The 18463-nt window shown below is 62.5% G+C and carries 21 protein-coding genes; 13 read left to right on the top strand and 8 right to left on the bottom strand.

Translation table 11 applies throughout. From position 1 onward, the window contains the following. Positions 1-38 precede the first annotated feature (38 nt). Both NKJ15_RS15420 and NKJ15_RS15415 read left to right on the top strand, forming a co-directional pair. Positions 39-251 carry a cold-shock protein gene (locus NKJ15_RS15420; RefSeq protein WP_006202521.1) on the top strand — a complete coding sequence of 71 codons (213 nt, stop codon included), beginning with the start codon at positions 39-41 and terminating at the stop codon, positions 249-251. A gap of 191 nt (positions 252-442) precedes the next feature. Beyond that, a complete protein-coding gene (locus NKJ15_RS15415; protein WP_023678410.1) occupies positions 443-853 on the top strand; it encodes a BA14K family protein in 411 nt (136 codons plus the stop codon). A 69-nt stretch (positions 854-922) separates the two neighbouring features. On the opposite strand, the gene NKJ15_RS15410 is transcribed toward NKJ15_RS15415, so the two are convergent. The 3 genes from NKJ15_RS15410 to NKJ15_RS15400 form a co-directional block, all read right to left on the bottom strand. After that, positions 923-1564, bottom strand: coding sequence for an MBL fold metallo-hydrolase (locus NKJ15_RS15410; protein ID WP_352450491.1), 642 nt, complete (start codon positions 1562-1564; stop codon positions 923-925). A 176-nt stretch (positions 1565-1740) separates the two neighbouring features. Next, on the bottom strand, positions 1741-2052 hold the full coding sequence (locus NKJ15_RS15405) for a hypothetical protein (RefSeq protein ID WP_352450492.1): 312 nt from the start codon (positions 2050-2052) through the stop codon (positions 1741-1743). Positions 2053-2197: 145 nt separating this feature from the next. Then, the gene (locus NKJ15_RS15400) at positions 2198-3091 is read right to left on the bottom strand and encodes a branched-chain amino acid aminotransferase (protein WP_352450493.1); all 894 of its coding nucleotides are present in this window, start codon (positions 3089-3091) and stop codon (positions 2198-2200) included. 249 nt (positions 3092-3340) lie between these two features. Here NKJ15_RS15400 and NKJ15_RS15395 point away from each other — a divergent pair, with 249 nt between their 5' ends. The 4 genes from NKJ15_RS15395 (at position 3341) to NKJ15_RS15380 (ending at position 7268) form a co-directional block, all read left to right on the top strand. Then, positions 3341-3868, top strand: coding sequence for a MarR family winged helix-turn-helix transcriptional regulator (locus NKJ15_RS15395; RefSeq protein ID WP_352456926.1), 528 nt, complete (start codon positions 3341-3343; stop codon positions 3866-3868). Continuing rightward, positions 3855-4574 (top strand): response regulator, encoded by a 720-nt coding sequence (locus tag NKJ15_RS15390; protein ID WP_023678415.1) that lies wholly within the window; start codon positions 3855-3857, stop codon positions 4572-4574. The genes NKJ15_RS15395 and NKJ15_RS15390 overlap by 14 nt, the downstream gene beginning before the upstream one ends. Before the next feature lie 50 nt (positions 4575-4624). Then, positions 4625-6040, top strand: a complete 1416-nt coding sequence (locus NKJ15_RS15385; RefSeq protein ID WP_352816057.1) for an ATP-binding protein — start codon at positions 4625-4627, stop codon at positions 6038-6040. Positions 6041-6245: 205 nt separating this feature from the next. Continuing rightward, entirely contained in the window at positions 6246-7268 is a 1023-nt protein-coding gene (locus NKJ15_RS15380; RefSeq protein WP_352816055.1) for a glycosyltransferase family 4 protein, read from the top strand. 12 nt (positions 7269-7280) lie between these two features. Here the strand turns inward: NKJ15_RS15380 and NKJ15_RS15375 are convergent, their stop codons facing one another. The 3 genes from NKJ15_RS15375 to NKJ15_RS15365 form a co-directional block, all read right to left on the bottom strand. Then, positions 7281-7640, bottom strand: a complete 360-nt coding sequence (locus NKJ15_RS15375; RefSeq protein WP_352816053.1) for a tRNA-binding protein — start codon at positions 7638-7640, stop codon at positions 7281-7283. A 6-nt stretch (positions 7641-7646) separates the two neighbouring features. Further along, positions 7647-8147 (bottom strand): type III secretion system chaperone family protein, encoded by a 501-nt coding sequence (locus NKJ15_RS15370; protein WP_023678420.1) that lies wholly within the window; start codon positions 8145-8147, stop codon positions 7647-7649. Between the two features lie 331 nt (positions 8148-8478). Then, the gene (locus NKJ15_RS15365; RefSeq protein WP_352469829.1) at positions 8479-8781 is read right to left on the bottom strand and encodes an accessory factor UbiK family protein; all 303 of its coding nucleotides are present in this window, start codon (positions 8779-8781) and stop codon (positions 8479-8481) included. Positions 8782-8912: 131 nt separating this feature from the next. Here NKJ15_RS15365 and lgt point away from each other — a divergent pair, with 131 nt between their 5' ends. The 6 genes from lgt to NKJ15_RS15335 all read left to right on the top strand — a co-directional run bounded on the left by lgt (position 8913) and on the right by NKJ15_RS15335 (position 14789). Continuing rightward, positions 8913-9764 carry a prolipoprotein diacylglyceryl transferase gene (gene lgt, locus NKJ15_RS15360; protein ID WP_352772597.1) on the top strand — a complete coding sequence of 284 codons (852 nt, stop codon included), beginning with the start codon at positions 8913-8915 and terminating at the stop codon, positions 9762-9764. Then, on the top strand, positions 9761-10849 hold the full coding sequence (locus NKJ15_RS15355) for a class I SAM-dependent methyltransferase (protein ID WP_352541016.1): 1089 nt from the start codon (positions 9761-9763) through the stop codon (positions 10847-10849). Before lgt ends, NKJ15_RS15355 begins: the two co-directional genes overlap by 4 nt. A gap of 138 nt (positions 10850-10987) precedes the next feature. Beyond that, positions 10988-11776, top strand: coding sequence for a peptidoglycan editing factor PgeF (pgeF, locus tag NKJ15_RS15350; RefSeq protein WP_352683930.1), 789 nt, complete (start codon positions 10988-10990; stop codon positions 11774-11776). Then, entirely contained in the window at positions 11776-12927 is a 1152-nt protein-coding gene (locus NKJ15_RS15345) for a M24 family metallopeptidase (RefSeq protein ID WP_023678425.1), read from the top strand. Before pgeF ends, NKJ15_RS15345 begins: the two co-directional genes overlap by 1 nt. Positions 12928-12981: 54 nt before the next feature. Beyond that, positions 12982-13602: a hypothetical protein gene (locus tag NKJ15_RS15340; RefSeq protein ID WP_023678426.1), complete on the top strand. Its 621-nt coding sequence runs from the start codon at positions 12982-12984 to the stop codon at positions 13600-13602. A 251-nt stretch (positions 13603-13853) separates the two neighbouring features. After that, positions 13854-14789 (top strand): ribose-phosphate pyrophosphokinase, encoded by a 936-nt coding sequence (locus NKJ15_RS15335; protein ID WP_023678427.1) that lies wholly within the window; start codon positions 13854-13856, stop codon positions 14787-14789. Between the two features lie 99 nt (positions 14790-14888). On the opposite strand, the gene NKJ15_RS15330 is transcribed toward NKJ15_RS15335, so the two are convergent. After that, complete coding sequence (locus NKJ15_RS15330) at positions 14889-15770, bottom strand: AraC family transcriptional regulator (protein WP_352469749.1); 882 nt, start codon at positions 15768-15770, stop codon at positions 14889-14891. Between the two features lie 128 nt (positions 15771-15898). On the opposite strand from NKJ15_RS15330, the gene NKJ15_RS15325 reads away from it, so the two are divergent. After that, positions 15899-17149 (top strand): MFS transporter, encoded by a 1251-nt coding sequence (locus NKJ15_RS15325; RefSeq protein ID WP_352541014.1) that lies wholly within the window; start codon positions 15899-15901, stop codon positions 17147-17149. 123 nt (positions 17150-17272) lie between these two features. On the opposite strand, the gene NKJ15_RS15320 is transcribed toward NKJ15_RS15325, so the two are convergent. Beyond that, positions 17273-18463, bottom strand: coding sequence for a glycerate kinase family protein (locus tag NKJ15_RS15320; protein ID WP_352816049.1), 1191 nt, complete (start codon positions 18461-18463; stop codon positions 17273-17275).

Genomic DNA, 18463 nt, shown 5'->3' with positions numbered 1-18463 from the left:
GGCCCGAGACTGGACTTGTGGGATCAAAGGAGCTTCCCATGCCGCAGACCGGCACCGTCAAATTCTTCAATCACGCCAAGGGCTTCGGCTTCATCACGCCGGACGACGGGGCAAAGGATGTCTTCGTCCATATTTCGGCCGTGCAGGCGTCGGGTCTTCCCGGTCTTGAGGATGGGCAGAAAGTGACATTCGACACCGAGCCGGACAAGCGCGGCAAGGGTCCGAAAGCCGTCAACCTGTCGATCGGCTGAACCACCCCCGGACAGAATGGACGTGGGCCGGTCTGGCCCGCGGTGTTTGCCGCACGCTTGAACCGCCCAGTTAGATGAACCGCCTGGTCAAATTTCGTTCAGCCCCCGTTCAGCCACGGTCGCATATTAATCTTCGTTAAAGCCGGACCGCATCCCCGAAAACGACCCGGGCCGGCACGAAGGAGACTGACATGAACCGAATTTTCAAGACTGCCATCCTGTCCGCCGCGGTCGTTGCGACCACGCTTGCGACCTTGCCCGCGGCCAATGCCGACGAATGGCGCCATCACCGCCGCCACCACGGCCACGGCGACGCCGTTGCGGCCGGCGTGCTCGGCCTTGCGGCCGGTGCCCTGATCGGCGGTGCGCTCGCCAGCCCGCAGCCCCGCTATTACGACCCGGCCTATGATGATGAATACTACAGGCCTGCCCCGGTGCGCCGTTATTACGTGCAGCCGCGCGTGGCCTATGCCGAAAGCTATGCGGAGCCGTGGACCCGCGGCTGGTACGAATACTGCTCGGACCGCTACCGGAGCTTCAACGCCCGTACCGGCACGTTCACCGGCTATGACGGCGAACAGCATTTCTGTACCGCCAATTAGCGGAGGCAGTTTCCCGTCGGAAAAAAGCGCGGTCGCACAGGCCGCGCTTTTTGTTTCCGGCAAGCGGTTTCAGACCAGAAAAGGATTGCTCCGCCGCTCCTCACCAAAACGGCCGCCGGGACCATGGCCGCAGATAAAGCCGATGTCGTCGCCCAACGGCAAAAGCTTCTCCTTGATCGAGGCGATCAGCGCGGCGTGGTTGCCGCCCGGCAGATCGGTGCGGCCGACCGAACCGCGGAACAGCACGTCGCCGACATGGGCGAACTTCGCAGCCCGGCTATAGTAGACGACGTGGCCGGGTGCATGGCCCGGACAATGGAGCACCTCGAACACGTGCGAGCCGAACGAAACGGTCTCGCCTTCGGCAAGGAACCGGTCGGGGACACAGTTGCGCACGGGATCGGTGATGCCGTAGCGCTTTGCCTGGTTCTCGAGATTGGCGAGCAGCGGCCGGTCGGCGGCATGCGGACCGATGATCTCGATACCGAGCGCCTCCTTCAGTTCCATGGCCCCGCCGGCATGGTCGATATGGCCGTGCGTAATCCAGATCGCGCCGGCAGTGATCGCATTGTCCTCGAGCGCCGCCAGCACCTTGTCGATGTCGCCGCCCGGATCGACGACAACGCCTTGCCTGTCGTCCATGTCGAAGAGGATGGTGCAGTTCTGCTGGAACGGCGTGACCGGCACGATGCCGGCGTTGAGCTGACCCATATTCGTCCTTTCACGCTGTCGGAGCGCTGCGCGTCCTCTCGAACGCGTCAGGAGAGTTCCAACCTTGAACCAGGCCCTGATGTAGAGACACACGCGAACGGCGTCCACCGCTCCCACAAACGGCAAACGAAATGGGCGGCCGAAGCCGCCCATTTGAAAACCTGAAACGTCAAAGCTTATTTCTTCATCGCGTTCATGACCGCACCGATGATGCCGGTCAGGATGGCGCCGCCGCCGGCACCGCCAACGATATTTGAAATGTTCAACGCGCTGCCGGCCCCTGCCGCCGTGGCGGCGGCTGCCGGATCGACCGAGCCACCCAGCAGACTGTTGAGGATGGCCGCACCGCCGACGCCGCCGACAGCGCCGCCCAGGATTTTGGTAAGCTGCCCCATCGCCGCAGTCTTGATAGCCGCGCCAACCGCCTGACCACCGATGATACCCGTAATCACCTGAATAATGATCGGAAGAAGCGTGTTCATATCCATATTTCCAGTCCCTCCATAGCTGCCAGCCTCCCGGGCCGACCCCATCATGAGACGCCGAATTGTGTGAAAGTCAAATGCAGAAGCGCTTAAATAAAACGGGCGGCCCGAAAACCGCCCTTACTAGTTAAAAAAGCTGTGACTTTCGTTATTCTGCAGCGATTGCGTGCTTGGGCTGAACGGCCGCAGAATAGTCATTCATCAGCGTCTTGGCGATTTCGCCGACCTCGAATCGGTATGGACCGATCTCCGAAACAGGCGTCACCTCGGCTGCCGTCCCGGTGAGGAAGCACTGCTGGAAGCCTTCAAGCTCATCCGGCATGATGGCGCGCTCGATCACCTCCAAACCGCGGTCCTTGGCAAGGCCGATAACCGTGCGGCGGGTGATGCCGTCGAGGAAGCAATCAGGCTTGGGCGTATGGATCTTGCCGTCCTTGACGAAGAAGATGTTGGCGCCTGTCGCTTCCGCCACCTGGCCACGCCAGTCGAGCATCATGGCGTCGGCATAGCCCTTGGCCTCGGCGGCATGCTTGGACATGGTGCAGATCATGTAGAGGCCGGCCGCCTTCGATTTCGACGGTGCGGTGCGCGGGTCGGGGCGGCGCCATTCGGCCATGTCGAGGCGGATCCCCTTGAGCTTCTGCGCCGGGTCGAAATAGCTTGGCCACTGCCAGATGGCGATGGCGCAGTTGATCCGACTGTTCTGTGCGGAAACGCCCATCTGTTCGCTGCCGCGCCACGCGATCGGCCGGACATAGGCGTCCTGGAAACCTTGCTTCTTCAACAGCGTGCGGCAGGCGTCGTCGATCTCGGCGACCGAGTAGGGTATCTTGAAGCCAAGCAGGCGCGCCGATTCATGCAGGCGTTCGGTGTGGTCGGTCAGCTTGAAAATTTCGCCCCCATAAGCGCGCTCGCCCTCGAATACCGCGCTGGCGTAGTGCAGCCCGTGGGTCAAGACGTGGATCTTGGCGTCGGCCCATTTGACGAATTCGCCGTTCATCCAGATAAAGCCGTCCAGTTGGTCGAAGGGAACGGATGCCATGGTAACCTCCCGCGGGCGGCAGCCCGCACATCATTGTGTCGTTGCGTGTTTCGCCTCGGCCGCTGCGGGCGGCCATTGTCTCAAAGCGTAGGCGGATATTTAAGGTCTGGCAAACTCAGGAAGTTCCGGAAAAAACGGCTTCGCTTGCCTTTTCGTTCGCAATCCGCCGAAAAGCTTGCCAAAAATTACCATCGCGCGGAAAATACGTCAATAGTGCTGACATAATTTCCTGCTTCACACGGAGAAAAGATGACGAGCCACGCAGCCGCAGAGCCGATCAGGACAGCGATCACCGACGAGGACGGCATCGATTTCGCCATCATCGAGTTGTTCTTCTTCGCCTATCGCGACTTTACCTCCGATCCGGACCAGATCCTGGCCGATTACGGTTTTGGCCGCGCCCATCATCGGGTGTTGCATTTTGTCAATCGCCGGCCCGGCCTGACGGTCGCCGAGCTCCTCGATGTGCTCAAGATCACCAAGCAGAGCCTGGCGCGCGTGCTCAAGCAACTGATCGACACCGACCATATCGTGCAATTGCAGGGCCCCCGCGACCGCCGCCAGCGCGAGCTTTATCCGACGGCCAAGGGCCGTGCTCTGGCGCTGGCACTGGCGCGGCCACAGTCGCGCCGCATCCATGCTGCATTGGAAGATTCCGGAGCCACCGAACGCGCCGTTATCGAACGGTTCCTTGAAGCGATGGTAAATCCGGAACTAAGGGCGCAGATCGACATTGTGCCCGCAAAGATGTCAGGGAAAAACCATGGAGACCATTGAGAGGGTTGATCATCCGACAGCACCGGAAGACGACGCGCCGCATCTGCTGGTGGTCGACGACGACACCCGTATCCGCAATCTTCTGAAACAGTATCTGACCGAAAACGGTTTTCGCGTCACCGTCGCCGGAAATTCCGGCGAGGCGAGGCGCAAGCTCGCCGGCCTCGACTTCGATCTGATCGTGCTCGACGTCATGATGCCGGGTGAAAGCGGCGTCGATCTCACCAAGGCGCTGCGGGCCGAGAAAAACGTGCCGATCCTGATGCTCACCGCACTGTCCGAAACCGACAGCCGGATCACCGGGCTCGAGGCCGGTGCCGACGACTATCTGCCTAAACCGTTCGACCCGCGCGAGCTGATCCTGCGCATCAACAATATCCTGCGCCGCGGCGGCCCCGCGACGACGCCCAAGGTCGAACAGCTGGTCTTTGGCCCCTATACGTTCCAGATCGCCAGGCGTGAGCTGAAGCGCGGCGGCGAGGCGCTCAAGCTGACCGACCGCGAGCAGGAAATCCTGGCGATCTTCGCTGCGCGTGCCGGCGAAACGATACCGCGGCATGAGCTTGTCGGCGATGAATCCGAGGTCGGCGAGCGCACGATCGACGTCCAGATCAACCGGCTGCGCCGCAAGATCGAACGCGATCCGTCCAATCCGGTCTGGCTGCAGACCGTGCGCGGTATTGGGTATCGGCTCAGCGTGGAATAGAATGCCGCCGACAGCGGCCCTTTGCCGGGTCCCGGTGAGCGAAAGGACGAATGGCGACCACGCAACTCGAACGGCCGGGAGATGGCGGCTTCAGCGCCCGCGCGACGCGGGCGCTCAAGGCCGTGCCGCGCGCCTGGAACCGTTTCTGGCGCCTGGTGTCGCTTTACATGCCGAAGCGGCTCTATGCCCGCTCGCTGATCATCGTCATCGCGCCAATGATCATGCTGCAGTCGGTCGTCGCCTTTGTCTTCATGGAGCGCCACTGGCAGACCGTGACGCAACGCCTGTCGCAGGCCACGGTGCGCGACATCGCCGCCATCATCGACCTGATAGAGACCTATCCTCACGACGCCGACTACGCCAACGTCATCCGCATCGCCCAGGATCGCATGCAGCTGAAGGTCGACCTCCTACCGCCCGACCCGCTGCCGCCTCCCGGGCCAAAGCCGTTCTTCTCGATCCTCGACGAGATCCTCTCGTCCGAGATCACCCGCCAGATCAACCGTCCGTTCTGGATCGATACGGTCGGCAATTCCAATATCGTCGAGGTCCGCGTCCAGCTCGAGAACAATGTGCTGCGCGTCTTCGTGCGCCGCAGCCAGGCTTATGCATCGAACACCCATATTTTCCTGATCTGGATGGTCGGCACCTCGCTGGTGCTGCTGATGATCGCCATTCCCTTCCTGCGCAACCAGATCCGGCCGATTCTGACGCTGGCCGAGGCGGCCGAGAGCTTCGGCAAGGGCCGGCCGATGCCGCGCGATTTTCGCCCGCGCGGAGCCGAGGAGGTCCGCCGCGCCGGCTTTGCCTTCATACAGATGCGCGAACGCATCGAACGCCAGCTCGAGCAGCGTACCGCCATGCTGAGCGGCGTCAGCCACGATCTGAGGACCATCCTCACCCGCTTCAAGCTGCAATTGGCGCTTGCCGGGACCAAGGCGGCCGATACCCAGGCACTCGACCAGGATATCGACGACATGCAGTCGATGCTGGAAGGCTACCTTGCCTTTGCACGCGGCGAAGCTTCGGAAGATGCCGGTCAGTTCGATCTCGAAGCCTTCTTCGACAAGCTTCGCGAGGAAGCCGCGCTGCGCAAGCGCAAGCTGTCGACCGTGCTTGTCGGCGATCCGCATGTGCACGTGCGCCCCAATGCCTTTGCGCGGCTGCTGTCCAACGTCGTCGGCAATGCATTCCGCTATGCCAAGACGGTGGAGATCAATGCCAATCATGGGCGCGGTTCGCTGCTCGTCACCATCGACGATGACGGCCCGGGAATTCCGCCCGAAAAGCGAGAGGATGTATTCAAGCCGTTCGTGCGGCTGGACGAGGCCCGCAACCTCGACGCCAGCGGCACCGGCCTTGGCCTCTCCATCGCACGCGACATTGCCCGCAGCCATGGCGGCGACATTGTCCTCGAACGCAGCCCGCTCGGCGGCCTTCGGGCGGTGATCAAGGTCCCCGCTTGACGGCAGCGACACCCGGCCTTCATCGGCCCGTCATGAAACCATGGTGAAGAGCGCCAATGAAGCGCGCGATCCTGATTGATTCGGCCCTGCGGCCTCATTTCGACCCCGCGCCTGCCCAGGTGCGCTGGTGCGACGCCCGAGCTGCGGCGTGGTCGCCGCTCAGGCGTCGCGGCGAGGCAATCAAGCTTGCCGCCAAGGGACCGCCATGCGCATCCTGATGGTCACCGACGCCTGGCGCCCGCAAGTCAACGGCGTCGTCCACACGCTGGAGCGTCTCTCGGAGACCCTGAAATCCTTCGATATCGAGACGGACTTCCTGACGCCGAATATCTTTCGCACCCTGCCTCTGCCGACCTATCCCGATATCAGGCTGGCGCTGACGACGCCGCACCGCGTGGCGCAGCTGATCGAGGCCCGCAAGGTGGACCACATCCATATCGTCACCGAAGGACCGCTCGGCATTATGGCCCGGCGCTACTGCCGCAACGCCGGCCGCCCGTTCACGACCAGCTATCACACACGTTTTCCGGAATATCTGAGCGCGCGCCTGCCGGTGCCTGAAGCATGGGCCTATCGCTGGCTGCGTGATTTCCACAATTCAGGACAGGGCACGCTGGTTGCCACCCAGTCGCTTGCCGACGATCTTGCGGCGCGCGGCTTCACCAAGCTCCGGCCGTGGACGCGCGGCGTCGACACCGATCATTTTCGGCCGGACAAAAGAAAGGACCTGGGATTTCCCGGACCGATCTTCCTCTGCGTCGGCCGCGTCGCGATCGAAAAGAACCTGCCGGCCTTCCTAGACCTCGACCTGCCCGGCAGCAAGTTGGTCGTAGGCGAAGGGCCGGAATTGGCGAAGCTGAAGCCCAAATATCCCGATGCCCATTTCCTTGGCCATCGTCCGAACGACGAACTGGCCGAGATCTACGCCTCGGCCGATGCTTTCGTCTTCCCCAGCCGTACCGACACGTTCGGCAACGTCATCATCGAGGCGCTGGCCAGCGGCACGCCGGTCGCAGCCTATCCCGTCACCGGACCCATCGATATTGTGGGTGACGGCATCGGCGGCGCGGTGTCGGACGACCTGCGGCAAGCAGCGCTCGCCGCCCTTCACGTAGACCGCGCCGAGGCGCGGCAACGCGCAATGCGCTACAGCTGGAAGGCCTGCGCGGAAATGTTCATGGAAACGGTCGAAGAAGCGCTGGGTACCAGGCGTAAACTGGCTGCGTGAACAACAGCGCAGCTAGAACAACCTGCCGCCGTCCGGCACTTTGCGTTCGATTGCCCCAAGCACCACCGCGCCCTCTTCATCGGGAAAGCCGAGCGTCAGCACTTCCGACATGAATGGCCCGATCTGACGCGGCGGGAAATTGATCACAGCGAACACCTGCCGGCCGATCAGGGCTTCGGGCAAATAGTATTTCGTGATCTGGGCCGAGGATTTCTTCACTCCGATCACGGGACCGAAATCGATTTTCAACTTGATCGCCGGCTTGCGCGCCTCGGGAAAAGGCTCTGCCTCGACGATCGTGCCGGCGCGGATGTCGACGCGGTCGAAATCGGCAAAGCTGATCTCGGGTTTTCGCGCGTTGCTCGAAACCATCGACGGTCAGGCGTTTCCGTAAGTTTCGAACAGCACGCCGGCCAACGCATCCTTGGCCGAAGTTCCCGACCAGACGACGAACTGGAACGCCTGGAAATAGCATTCGCAGGCCTCCAGCGCCGACGACAGCAGCACCTCGACCTGCTGGCTCGACGGCTCGACCCCACCAGCCAGCAGCAGCGACTGGCGGAACATGATGGCGCCTTCCTGCTCCCAGAGATCGAAATGGCCAAACAGCATCTGCTCGTTGATCAGCGAAAGCAGCCGCATCACCTCGAGCGCGCGCGCCTCCGGGACCTTGATGTCGAAGGCGCAGGCCAGGTGCAGCGCCTCGTAGTCCTCCATCCAGGAGAATGAAACGTGGTAGTCGGTCCAGCTTCCGGCAACCGAGATCGAGATCTCGTCGTCGCCGGCCCGCTCGAAGGACCAATCGTTATTGTGCGCCACCTGCTCGATAACATCCACCGGATGGATTTCGCGGGAGAATTCGAGTTCGAGAAGTTCCATGAAATGCTTCCTGTCGTTCTGGGAGCGCCACCACACGCTCCGCGGGAGAGGCACACTCGAACAATTCTGCCTAGAACTCGGACGGCCAGGACTTCGTCAACGCAAAGACCCCGGACCGGACCCCACCGCCCGGCGCATGACCCTGCTCCGAATCATGCAACAAATTCAGTCTATTGATCGGGAGTCGCGTGACCAGCCAAATTTTTCGCACTGCGTCATTCGCATGTGGAAAGGCGCTGTCACAAAGATTCACGCAGTACCGGTAAGCGATTCACGACAAAGCGCTTTTTGCGATCCGGCTTTGTGGAAAAGTTTAACGATTTATTTCTTGTTATTTTTTTGCACGCGGCTTTGACGCAGCCGCAGGCGCTGGTTGACCGGTCAATTCGGCAAGCCTGGCCTCGAGCGCCTCGATGCGAGCGGCGAGGCGGGTGTTTTCTTCCCTGGCCTTCGCCGCCATGTCGCGAGCGGCCTCGAATTCCTCGCGCTGCACCACGTCCATGGAGTTGAGTATGCGCTCGGCCTGGCCCCTGAAGGCGGTCTCCACCTCGCGCCGCACGCCTTGCGCGGCACCGGCTGCATCGGTCATCAGCTTGGCGAATTCATCGAGAATGCGGTTCGGTCCGGTCGCCATGGCAAATCCTCGCTTGGTCGAATTGACGTAGTGGCGCGCGATTCGGAATGCAAGCATATGCTTGCCTTGACCCCGCCAAAAGCCTGCCGCATGGTCCGCGCCCGAACCTGATTGGGAACCCGGAGACCCTGTTGAGCGAATATTTGCTGCCGCTGGCCGCCCTGCCCTTTCCCAACATCGACCCGGTCATCGTCCGGATCGGACCGCTGGCGGTGCATTGGTACGGCGTCGGCTACATCGTCGGCATTCTGTTCGCCTGGTGGTATGCCAAGCGCCTCGTCACCAACCCAAAACTGTGGCCCGACGGCACCCTGCCGATGAAGCCCGTCGACCTCGACGACTTCATCGTCTGGGCAGCCATCGGTGTGGTGCTCGGCGGACGCACCGGCTACGTGCTGTTCTACGACCTGCCGCGCTACATCGCCAATCCGCTCGATATCGTCGCCGTCTGGCAGGGCGGCATGTCGTTTCATGGCGGCCTGATCGGCGTCATTCTCGCAATGACGCTGTTTTCCCGGTCTCGCGGCATCCGCACATGGTCGCTGTTCGACGTGGTTGCCGCCGGCGTGCCGGTGGGGCTTGGCCTCGTTCGCCTGGCAAACTTCATCAATTCCGAACTATGGGGCCGGCCGACCGACGTTCCATGGGCATTCGAATTCCCCAATGGCGGTCCATTTGCACGCCATCCGAGCCAGATCTACGAGGCGCTGCTCGAAGGGCTGGTGTTGTTCCTTATCCTGCGCTTCCTCACCCATTCGCGGCTCAAGCTGAAGACGCCGCGCTTCGTCGGCGGCGCCTTCATCGCCGGCTATGGCGCCTCGCGCATCTTCGTCGAATTCTTTCGCGAGCCCGACCAGCAGCTTGGCTACCTCCTTGGCACGAGCTGGCTGACCATGGGAATGGTGCTGTCACTGCCGATGGTGCTGGCCGGCATCTGGGCGATGGCTACAGCCAAGCCGGTGACAAAACCGCAGCCGGCATGACGCGGCTGAAGACCCGCATCGCCGAGCTGATCGGTGCGGTGGGACCGATCCCCATCAGCGAATACATGGCGCTCTGCCTGTTCGATCCGCTGGACGGCTACTATACGACACGCGAGCCGTTCGGCGCCGCCGGCGACTTCGTCACCGCGCCGGAGATCAGCCAGATGTTTGGCGAACTGGTCGCCATCTGGCTCTACCAGGCGTGGCTGGCGATCGACCGGCCGACGCCGGTCGCCATCGCCGAAATAGGCCCCGGCCGCGGCACGCTGATGAGAGATATGCTGCGCACGCTTTCGCGGCTCGATCCGACGCTTACCGCCAGCGCATCGTTCGCCTTGATCGAGACCAGTCCGCGGTTGACCGAGGTCCAGAAACGAACGCTTGCCGGGACGTCGGCCACCGTCGCCTGGCATGAGGCCGTGGACACACTACCGCAGGCGCCGCTTCTGATTGTTGGTAATGAGCTGTTTGACGCGGTGCCCATCCGCCAGTTCGTCCGCGCCGGAGCCGGCTGGCGCGAGCGGATGATCGGTCTCGACGATGCGAACCGGCTGCGCTTTTTCGTCGGCGCCGGCTCGCTCGACCCGATGCTGCTGCCGGAGGGTGCCGAGAATGCGCCGGAAGGTGCGATCGTCGAGGTGGCGCCAGCCCGCGCCGCCCTGATGGCGGCCATCGCCGGGCGACTTGCCGGATTTGGCGGCGCCGGCCTGTTTCTCGACTACGGTCACCTCCAGCCCGGGATCGGCGACACCTTGCAGGCCTTGCGCAAGCACCGTCATGAGGACGTGCTGGCCAATCCGGGGCGGGCCGATCTCACAGCCCATGTCGATTTCGCTGCCCTCGCGGCAACCGTTCGGGCACACAGCCTCGATGCCCACCTCTCAACGCAAGGTGAATTCCTGCTCAAGATGGGGCTTCTCGAACGAGCTGGCCGGCTCGGCGCCAATGCCGATGAGGCAGCTCGCGAAAAGATCGCGGCCGACGTCGAGCGCCTCGCCGGCCCGCTGGCCATGGGCGAACTCTTCAAGGTGCTTGCCGTCCTCCCCGCCGGCATTGCCGTTCCGCCGTTTCCAAGCATGGATTGACTTTTCGCTGCCGCCTCTCCCACTCTCCCATCTCCGACTAGCGGCCGACATCAACTGCGCCAGCCTTAAACTGACCAGCCTTCAACTGCGCCCTTCAACTCGCTTGACGAAATCGCCCATACGGACAACAAAGCCGCCATGCTGAATCAGACCAAACCGGATCCCGTTCGGTCGCCCTTGCTGGAAACGGCGCAAGGCATCCGCCACGGCTACTTCACGCGCGTCGGCGGCATTTCCAGCGGCATCTACCGGGGCCTCAACATCGGCACCGGCTCGAACGACGACCAGACGCTGGTGCGCGAGAATCGCCGCCGGGTCGCCGAATGGATGGGGGTGCCTGCAAACCATCTGCTGACCGCTCACCAAGTTCATTCGCCGGACGTCGTCATTGCCAGGGAGCCTTTTGCCGGCGAGCGGCCCAAGGCCGACGCAATTGTCACCGACCGGCCGGGCATTGCCGTCGGTGCCTCGACCGCCGACTGCGGACCGGTCCTCTTCGCCGACGCCGAGGCGCGCATTATCGGCGCCGCCCATGCCGGCTGGAAAGGCGCTTTCACCGGAGTGCTGGAAAACACCATCGCGGCAATGGAAAGCCTCGGCGCCCGGCGCGACCGCATCGTCGCAGTGCTCGGTCCTTCGATCGGCCCACGGAATTACGAAGTCGGACCGGAATTCGTCGCCCGTTTCGTCGACGCCGATGCCGGCAGTGCCCGCTATTTCGCGCCCTCCGCAAATGCCGGACACGCGATGTTCGATCTCAACCGCTACACGGTCGACCGGCTGACCAGGGCTGGCGTCAATGCCGAAGGACTTGGCCGCTGCACCTATGCCGAGGAAGAGCTTTTCTACTCCTATCGGCGCAGCACGCATCGCAACGAGCCCGACTACGGGCGGCAGGTTTCGGCAATCGTTTTGGAGGCTGACTGATGGCGCTGCATTTCGAACGCTCGGAATTCGACGCGCGGCGCGATCGACTGATGATCGAGATCGCCGAAAAGAAGCTCGACGCCGTCCTGCTGTTTGCCCAGGAAAGCATGTATTGGCTAACCGGCTACGACACCTTCGGCTTCTGCTTTTTCCAGTGCCTGGTGGTCAAGGCCGACGGCTCGATGGTGCTGCTGACGCGTTCGGCCGACTTGCGCCAGGCGCGCCACACCTCGATCATCGACAACATCGTTTTGTGGACGGACCGCAACGGCGCCAATCCGGCGGTAGATCTGCGCAATCTGCTCAACGAGCTTGACCTGCTCGGCGCCCGGATCGGCGTCGAATACGACACCCACGGCCTGACCGCCTATAATGGCCGGCGCCTCGACGAGCAGTTGCAGACCTTCGGGCAGATCGCGGATGCCTCCGGCATTGTCAGCCGGCTACGGCTATTCAAGAGCCCGGCAGAAATCGCCAAGGCGGAAAAAGCCGCAAATCTGGCCGACGACGCGCTGGACGCAGCACTGCCGCTGATCAAGCAGGGTGGCGATGAGGCGCTGATCCTCGCCGCCATGCAAGGTGCGATCTTTGCCGGCGGCGGCGATTATCCGGCCAACGAGTTCATCATCGGCTCCGGAGTCGACGCCCTGCTTTGCCGCTACAAGGCCGGTCGCCGCAAGCTCACCAAGAACGACCAGCTGACGCTCGAATGGGCCGGTGTCTTCCACCACTACCATGCGGCAATGATGCGCACGGTGTTGACCGGCAAGGTATCGAAACGCCACCAGGAATTGTTCGATGCCGCCCGCGCCGCGCTACTTGCAGTCGAGAAGGCGATGACGCCCGGTAATACGTTCGGCGACGTGTTCGACGCCCATGCCCGCACCCTCGAAGCCCACAACTTGACCAAGCACCGGCTCAATGCCTGCGGCTATTCGCTCGGCGCCCGCTTCACCCCGTCCTGGATGGATATGCCGATGTTCTATCAGGGTAATCCCGAACCGATTGCGCCGAACATGACGCTGTTCGCCCATATGATCATCATGGACTCCGAAACCGAAACCGCGATGACGCTTGGCCGCACCTATCTGACCACCGAATCCCAGCCGAAGCCGCTGTCCCGCCATGATCTCGACTTGATCGTGCAGTGAATCCATAATGGAGAGAGTGTGAGGGGCGTTCGTCGCCAAGGAGTTTTCAGGCTAATGAGACGATCGCATGTGACGACCGTGTCATTGCTCGTGGCGCTGGCACTGGCGGCCTGCACCAATGCGAAGGACGTTCTCGAACCCTCGGCCATTGCCCCGCAATCGACGCAATCCCTCTCCGGAGCCGGAGGTGCCGCGACGCCCCCCGCAACTCCGGCTCAGCCTGCCGGCACCGCGCAAACTGCAGATACGGCGCAGCCTTCCGCTGCAGCAGCCGTGCCGCCCGCCAAAAGCGCGGCTGCCATTGCGCGGACCCGGCTGCAGGTGGCGCCGATCGTCGGCGCCTCGGTAGAAGCCGCGACACCGCTGACCGCCGAGCTTCAGACACGCGCCAGGCAGCGCGGCATCACCTTGGCCGGCAGCACCGACCAGACCCCAACACATGTCCTCAAGGGCTATTTCTCGACCATGACGGAAGGCAAGGACACTACCGTCATCTATGTCTGGGACATCTATGACCCGGCCGGCAACCGGCTGCATCGCATCAACGGCCAGCAGAAGGCGCCGTCTGTTGGCGGCGGCGAAGGCTGGACGGCGGTCGCGCCTGCGACCATGCAGGCAATTGCCGACCAGACAATCGACCAGTTCGCCACCTGGCTTGGCGGCGGCGCCGGCTGACCTGGAGCATAATTCCGAAAGTGAAATCCGGTTTTCGGAAAAGATCATACTCAGACTGAAAGATAGAGCTATGCCGATTCCGTCGGCGTCGAAGTGGACCTATCGCCGCATCGTCAAGCCGTAAGCGTTTATTGAGATTAGCCGGCGGATTCCCATTCACGACGCTTGCAATACCGGCGCGGGCCGCTAAAAGCCCGACTAAGAGGCTGGAGTGCTATCGGAGTCTCTCAATCCTTCGCCAGGAACGGTGCATGAAGCTCTTCGCGGGCAATTCCAACAGGGTGCTGGCCGAATCAGTCGCCCGCTACCTCAACATTCCGCTGGGCAAGGCCAGCGTCAGGCGCTTCGCCGACCAGGAAATCTTCGTCGAGATCCAGGAGAATGTGCGCGGCGAGGACGTCTTCATCCTGCAGTCCACCTCGTTCCCGACCAACGATCATTTGATGGAACTGCTCATCATGATCGACGCCTTCATGCGCTCTTCGGCCAAGCGCATCACTGCGGTTATTCCTTATTTCGGCTATGCCAGGCAGGATCGCCGTGCCTCGGGCCGCACACCGATCTCGGCCAAGCTGGTCGCCAACATGATCACCAGGGCGGGCGTCAACCGGGTGCTGACCCTGGATCTCCATGCCGGCCAGATTCAAGGCTTCTTCGACATCCCGACCGACAATCTGTTTTCCGTGCCGGTCATGGCCCGCGACGTAAAGGCGAAATACAAGCAGCTTGCCAATGTCATGGTGGTGTCGCCGGATGTCGGCGGCGTGGTCCGCGCCCGCGCGCTCGCCAAGCGCATCGACGCCCAGCTTGCCATCGTCGACAAGCGCCGCGAGCGCCCCGGCGAATCGGAAGTCATGAACGTCATCGGTGACGTGCGCGGCAAGGATTGCCTGTTGATCGACGACATCATCGATTCGGGCGGCACGCTGTGCAATGCGGCCGATGCGCTGCTTGCCGATGGCGCCACCAGTGTGACCGCCTATACTACCCATGGCGTTTTGTCCGGCGGCGCCATCGCCCGCATCGGCGCCTCGAAACTGCAGGAACTGGTCATCACCGATTCCATCCAGCCGACCCAGGCAGTGCTGGACGCCGCCAATATCCGCGTCATCTCCATCGCCGAACTGATGGGCGAGGCGATCTCGCGCACGGCGACCGAGGAATCGGTGTCGAGCCTGTTCGATTAATGCGTGTCGCGCAAAACTGTGCAGCGGTTTTGCGATAACGACATGCATACAACAAGAACCCAAAGCGCGTCGCATGAGGCCGGTCGAACGCGACGCCCTTCAGGGCTGCGCCTCAGGCCGAGCCGGACCACTTGTTCGTCGCACACCTTCGCCAGCATCACGGGCGCCCCGCATGTAACCGCGTGGCGAGGCTCCCAGCATGCGCTTGAACATGGTGATGAACGCCGGCACGCTGTCATAGCCGAGATCGAGCGCCACCCTCGTGATCGGCTCGCCGTCGGCCAGCCGTGGCAGCGCCGCGAACAGACAGGCCTGCTGACGCCAGGTCGACAGCGACAATCCGGTCTGGCGGTGGAACGCGCGGGTGAAAGAGCGGCGGCTCATGCCGACGATAGCAGCCCACTCGTCGATCGTCGCATGCGGGGACGGTGCCGACACGAAGCGCCGGCACAGCGTCGCCAACCTTGCATCGGACGGGAACGGAAGGCCGAGCGGCCGTTCCGGCAGGTTCGGGATTTCGTGCAGCAGGAGCTTCATGATCAGTCCACCCCGCCCCTTCAGCTCGGCGCCTTGCGGCAGCTTTTCCGATTCCACGATCAGGCTGTGCATCAGGTCGGTGATGCCGACGACACGCAACCCGTCCGGCAGGCCGGGAATGGCCTCCGGCATCACATAGACGGACCGCATGCTGACGTCGCCCAGCATCTCGACGGAATGTTCGGTGCCGGCGGGGATCCACATCGCGTGGTCCGGAGGCACCATCCAGCGCCCATGCCGCGTCTTCACCAGCACGACACCGACCAGCGCGTGCAGCAACTGGCTGCGGCTATGATGGTGCGGTGGCACATGGTAGCCGTCCGGATATTCGGTCGGCAGCGCCACTGCCGGCCCTACGGCCTGCTCCAGCCATTGCCAGCGACGCTCATGCAACAGCCCGAGATCGGTGTCGCCCGCTCTGAACATTTCCCTGCCATGCGGCATCAGCTATGGCCCACTTGCGAAACTATTGGACCAAACCACGAAAGAAGTCGCGTGACAAGCAACGTATAAGGCTGCGCCCTATAAGACCGCCTGCGGGAGCGCCCGCCAAAAAGACCACGGAGCCTGCCTTGACCGATACCACAGCAACCGCCGACGCCAAGCCGGCAGCGGCCAGCCACATTTCAGCTCAGGCGACGGCCTTCACCGTCATCCTGGCGGTGAGCTTCTGCCATTGCATCAACGATATCATGCAGTCGCTGCTGTCGGCGATCTATCCGCTGCTGAAGGACAATTACGGTCTCGATTTCTGGCAGATCGGCCTTTTGACTTTTACCTTCCAGGTGACGGCATCCTTGCTGCAGCCGGTGATCGGCATGATTACCGACAAGCGGCCGATGCCTTATTCGCTGCCCTACGGCATGGCTTCTTCGCTGATCGGGCTGGTCGTGCTGGCCTATGCCGGACATTACTCGCTGCTCCTCATCGGCGCCTCGCTGATCGGCATCGGCTCAGCGATCTTCCACCCGGAATCCTCACGCATCGCCCGCTTCGCCTCCGGTGGCCGGTTCGGTCTTGCGCAGTCGCTGTTCCAAGTCGGCGGCAATTTCGGCCAAGCGATGGGGCCGCTGCTGGCAGCCTTCATCGTCGTGCCCTTCGGCCAGACCAGCATCGCCTGGTTTGCCGGCGGCTCGCTGATCGGCATCATCGTGCTGTGGCAGGTTGGCGGCTGGTACAGCCGCCTGCGCGCCGCACAGGGCACCCGCAAGGCGGCACGCTTCGTTTCGCCTTTCCCGCGCCGCAAGGTCCTGGGCGCGCTGGCGGTGCTGACCTTGCTGGTATTGACCAAGAACGCCTACATCGCCAGCCTGTCCAGCTACTACACCTTCTATGCCATCCATAAATTCGGCGTTTCGGTGCAGATGTCGCAGGTCATGCTGTTCCTGTTCCTCGGCGCCTCGGCCCTGGGCATCCTGCTCGGCGGCCCGTTCGGCGACCGCTACGGACAGAAGGCGATGATCTGGTTCTCGATCGTCGGCGTGCTGCCCTTCACCCTGGCCCTGCCCTACGCCAATTTCGAGTGGACAATGGTTCTCACCGTGCTGATCGGCCTGATCCTGTCCTCGGCCTTCTCGAACATCGTCGTCTTCGCGCAGGAACTGGTGCCCGGCCGGGTCGGCATGATCGCCGGCATCTTTTTCGGCTTCGCCTTCGGCATGGGCGGCATCGCGGCCGCCGTGCTTGGCGTCGTCGCCGACATGAAGGGCATCGATTTCGTCTTCCAGGTCTGCTCGTATTTGCCGCTGCTCGGGCTGCTGACGGTCCTCCTGCCTAACATGAAGGAAGCGAGGAAGGTGGAGGCGGGGACCACGATCGGGTGAAGTTTGGGTTGGACTTCGGCTTCCCCGCCCACCGGGCAGCGCGAAATTCGGTTCTCGACATAGACTTCGAGCCGGTCAGGGCCGCAGCGTGGCGACATCGCGGCCATTGGCTGACACGCTCCGTCATCTGAACTTGAAAGCACGCGTCGCCCGCATCAGCCGGAATGCCTGCTCGGCAGCGTTCGCCAGCAGCGTGTCGGCGTCACGGATCGCGTCTTCGAGGGAACACGGTCGGCACAGAATGCTGAAGAAGGCATCGATGCCGATGTCGTGGGTCGCCTCTGCACCTGCTCCGATCGTTCCGGCCAAGGCGATGACGGGCAGATTGTGACGTTTCGCGCGCCGGGCAATCTCGGCTGGTATCTTTCCAAAGCTCGTCTGACCATCCAGGCCACCCTCGGCTGTCATGACGATGTCGGCGTTTGACAGCCGATGATCGAGATCCATATACCGCAGGATCAGGTCGAAGCGCGGATGCAGCCGGGCTCCAGCAAAGGCGTGAAGTCCGGCGCCGAGTCCCCCGGAAGCTCCTCCGCCGACAAGCGGCGTCACGTCGACGCCGAGGTCGCCGCGAACGACGTGAGCGACATTTTCCATGCCCTGCTCGAGCAAAACCACCTGATCAGGTGTTGCACCCTTTTGCGGGCCGAACACCCGAGCGACGCCTCTCTCGCCGAGCAGCATGTTGTAGGGATTTACCGCGACGTCGACACGAACATTCGAAAGGCGATGATCACGACTGGAAAGATCGACACGAGCTAGCGATGAGAGGGCCGAGCCGCTCCCCGAAATGGGACGGCCGCCGCCATCGAGCAGACGCACGCCTAATGCTTGGGCCATGCCGGTTCCTGCATCGTTGACACCCGAGTCACCGCAGCCGATCAGAATTCTTTTCGCGCCAAGATCGAGCGCAAAACGAATCAACTCACCAACCCCATAACTTGTAGTGCGGGTCGGGTCACGCATGTCAGTGGGGACGAGCCGGAGCCCGGCAGCCGCCGCGATTTCCAGAACTGCAGTCCGTTTCTTTCTTCGCCCGAGAAAACCGACATTGGCCGCCACGGGTTGTCCCACCGGTCCCGTCACTGTGACGGAATGCAGCTCGCCATCAGACAATTCAACAAGGGTCCGCGTAAAATCCTCGCCGCCATCCACCATTGGAAGGCCCAGGATCTTTGCTGTCGGAACGGCATTGCGAACGCCGCGCGCCAATGCAGCGATGACATCACGAACGCCGAGGCTCTCCTTAAAGCCGGAGGGTGCGACCAATACTCGAAGCCGTCTTCGTTTCGTCAATCCTTTCTTTTTCGACAT

The sequence above is a fragment of the Mesorhizobium sp. M0207 genome, from assembly GCF_040321995.1.
GTDB lineage: Bacteria > Pseudomonadota > Alphaproteobacteria > Rhizobiales > Rhizobiaceae > Mesorhizobium.
Note: the sequence above shows the minus strand (reverse complement) of the source record. Positions and strands in the feature narration are given on the sequence as shown.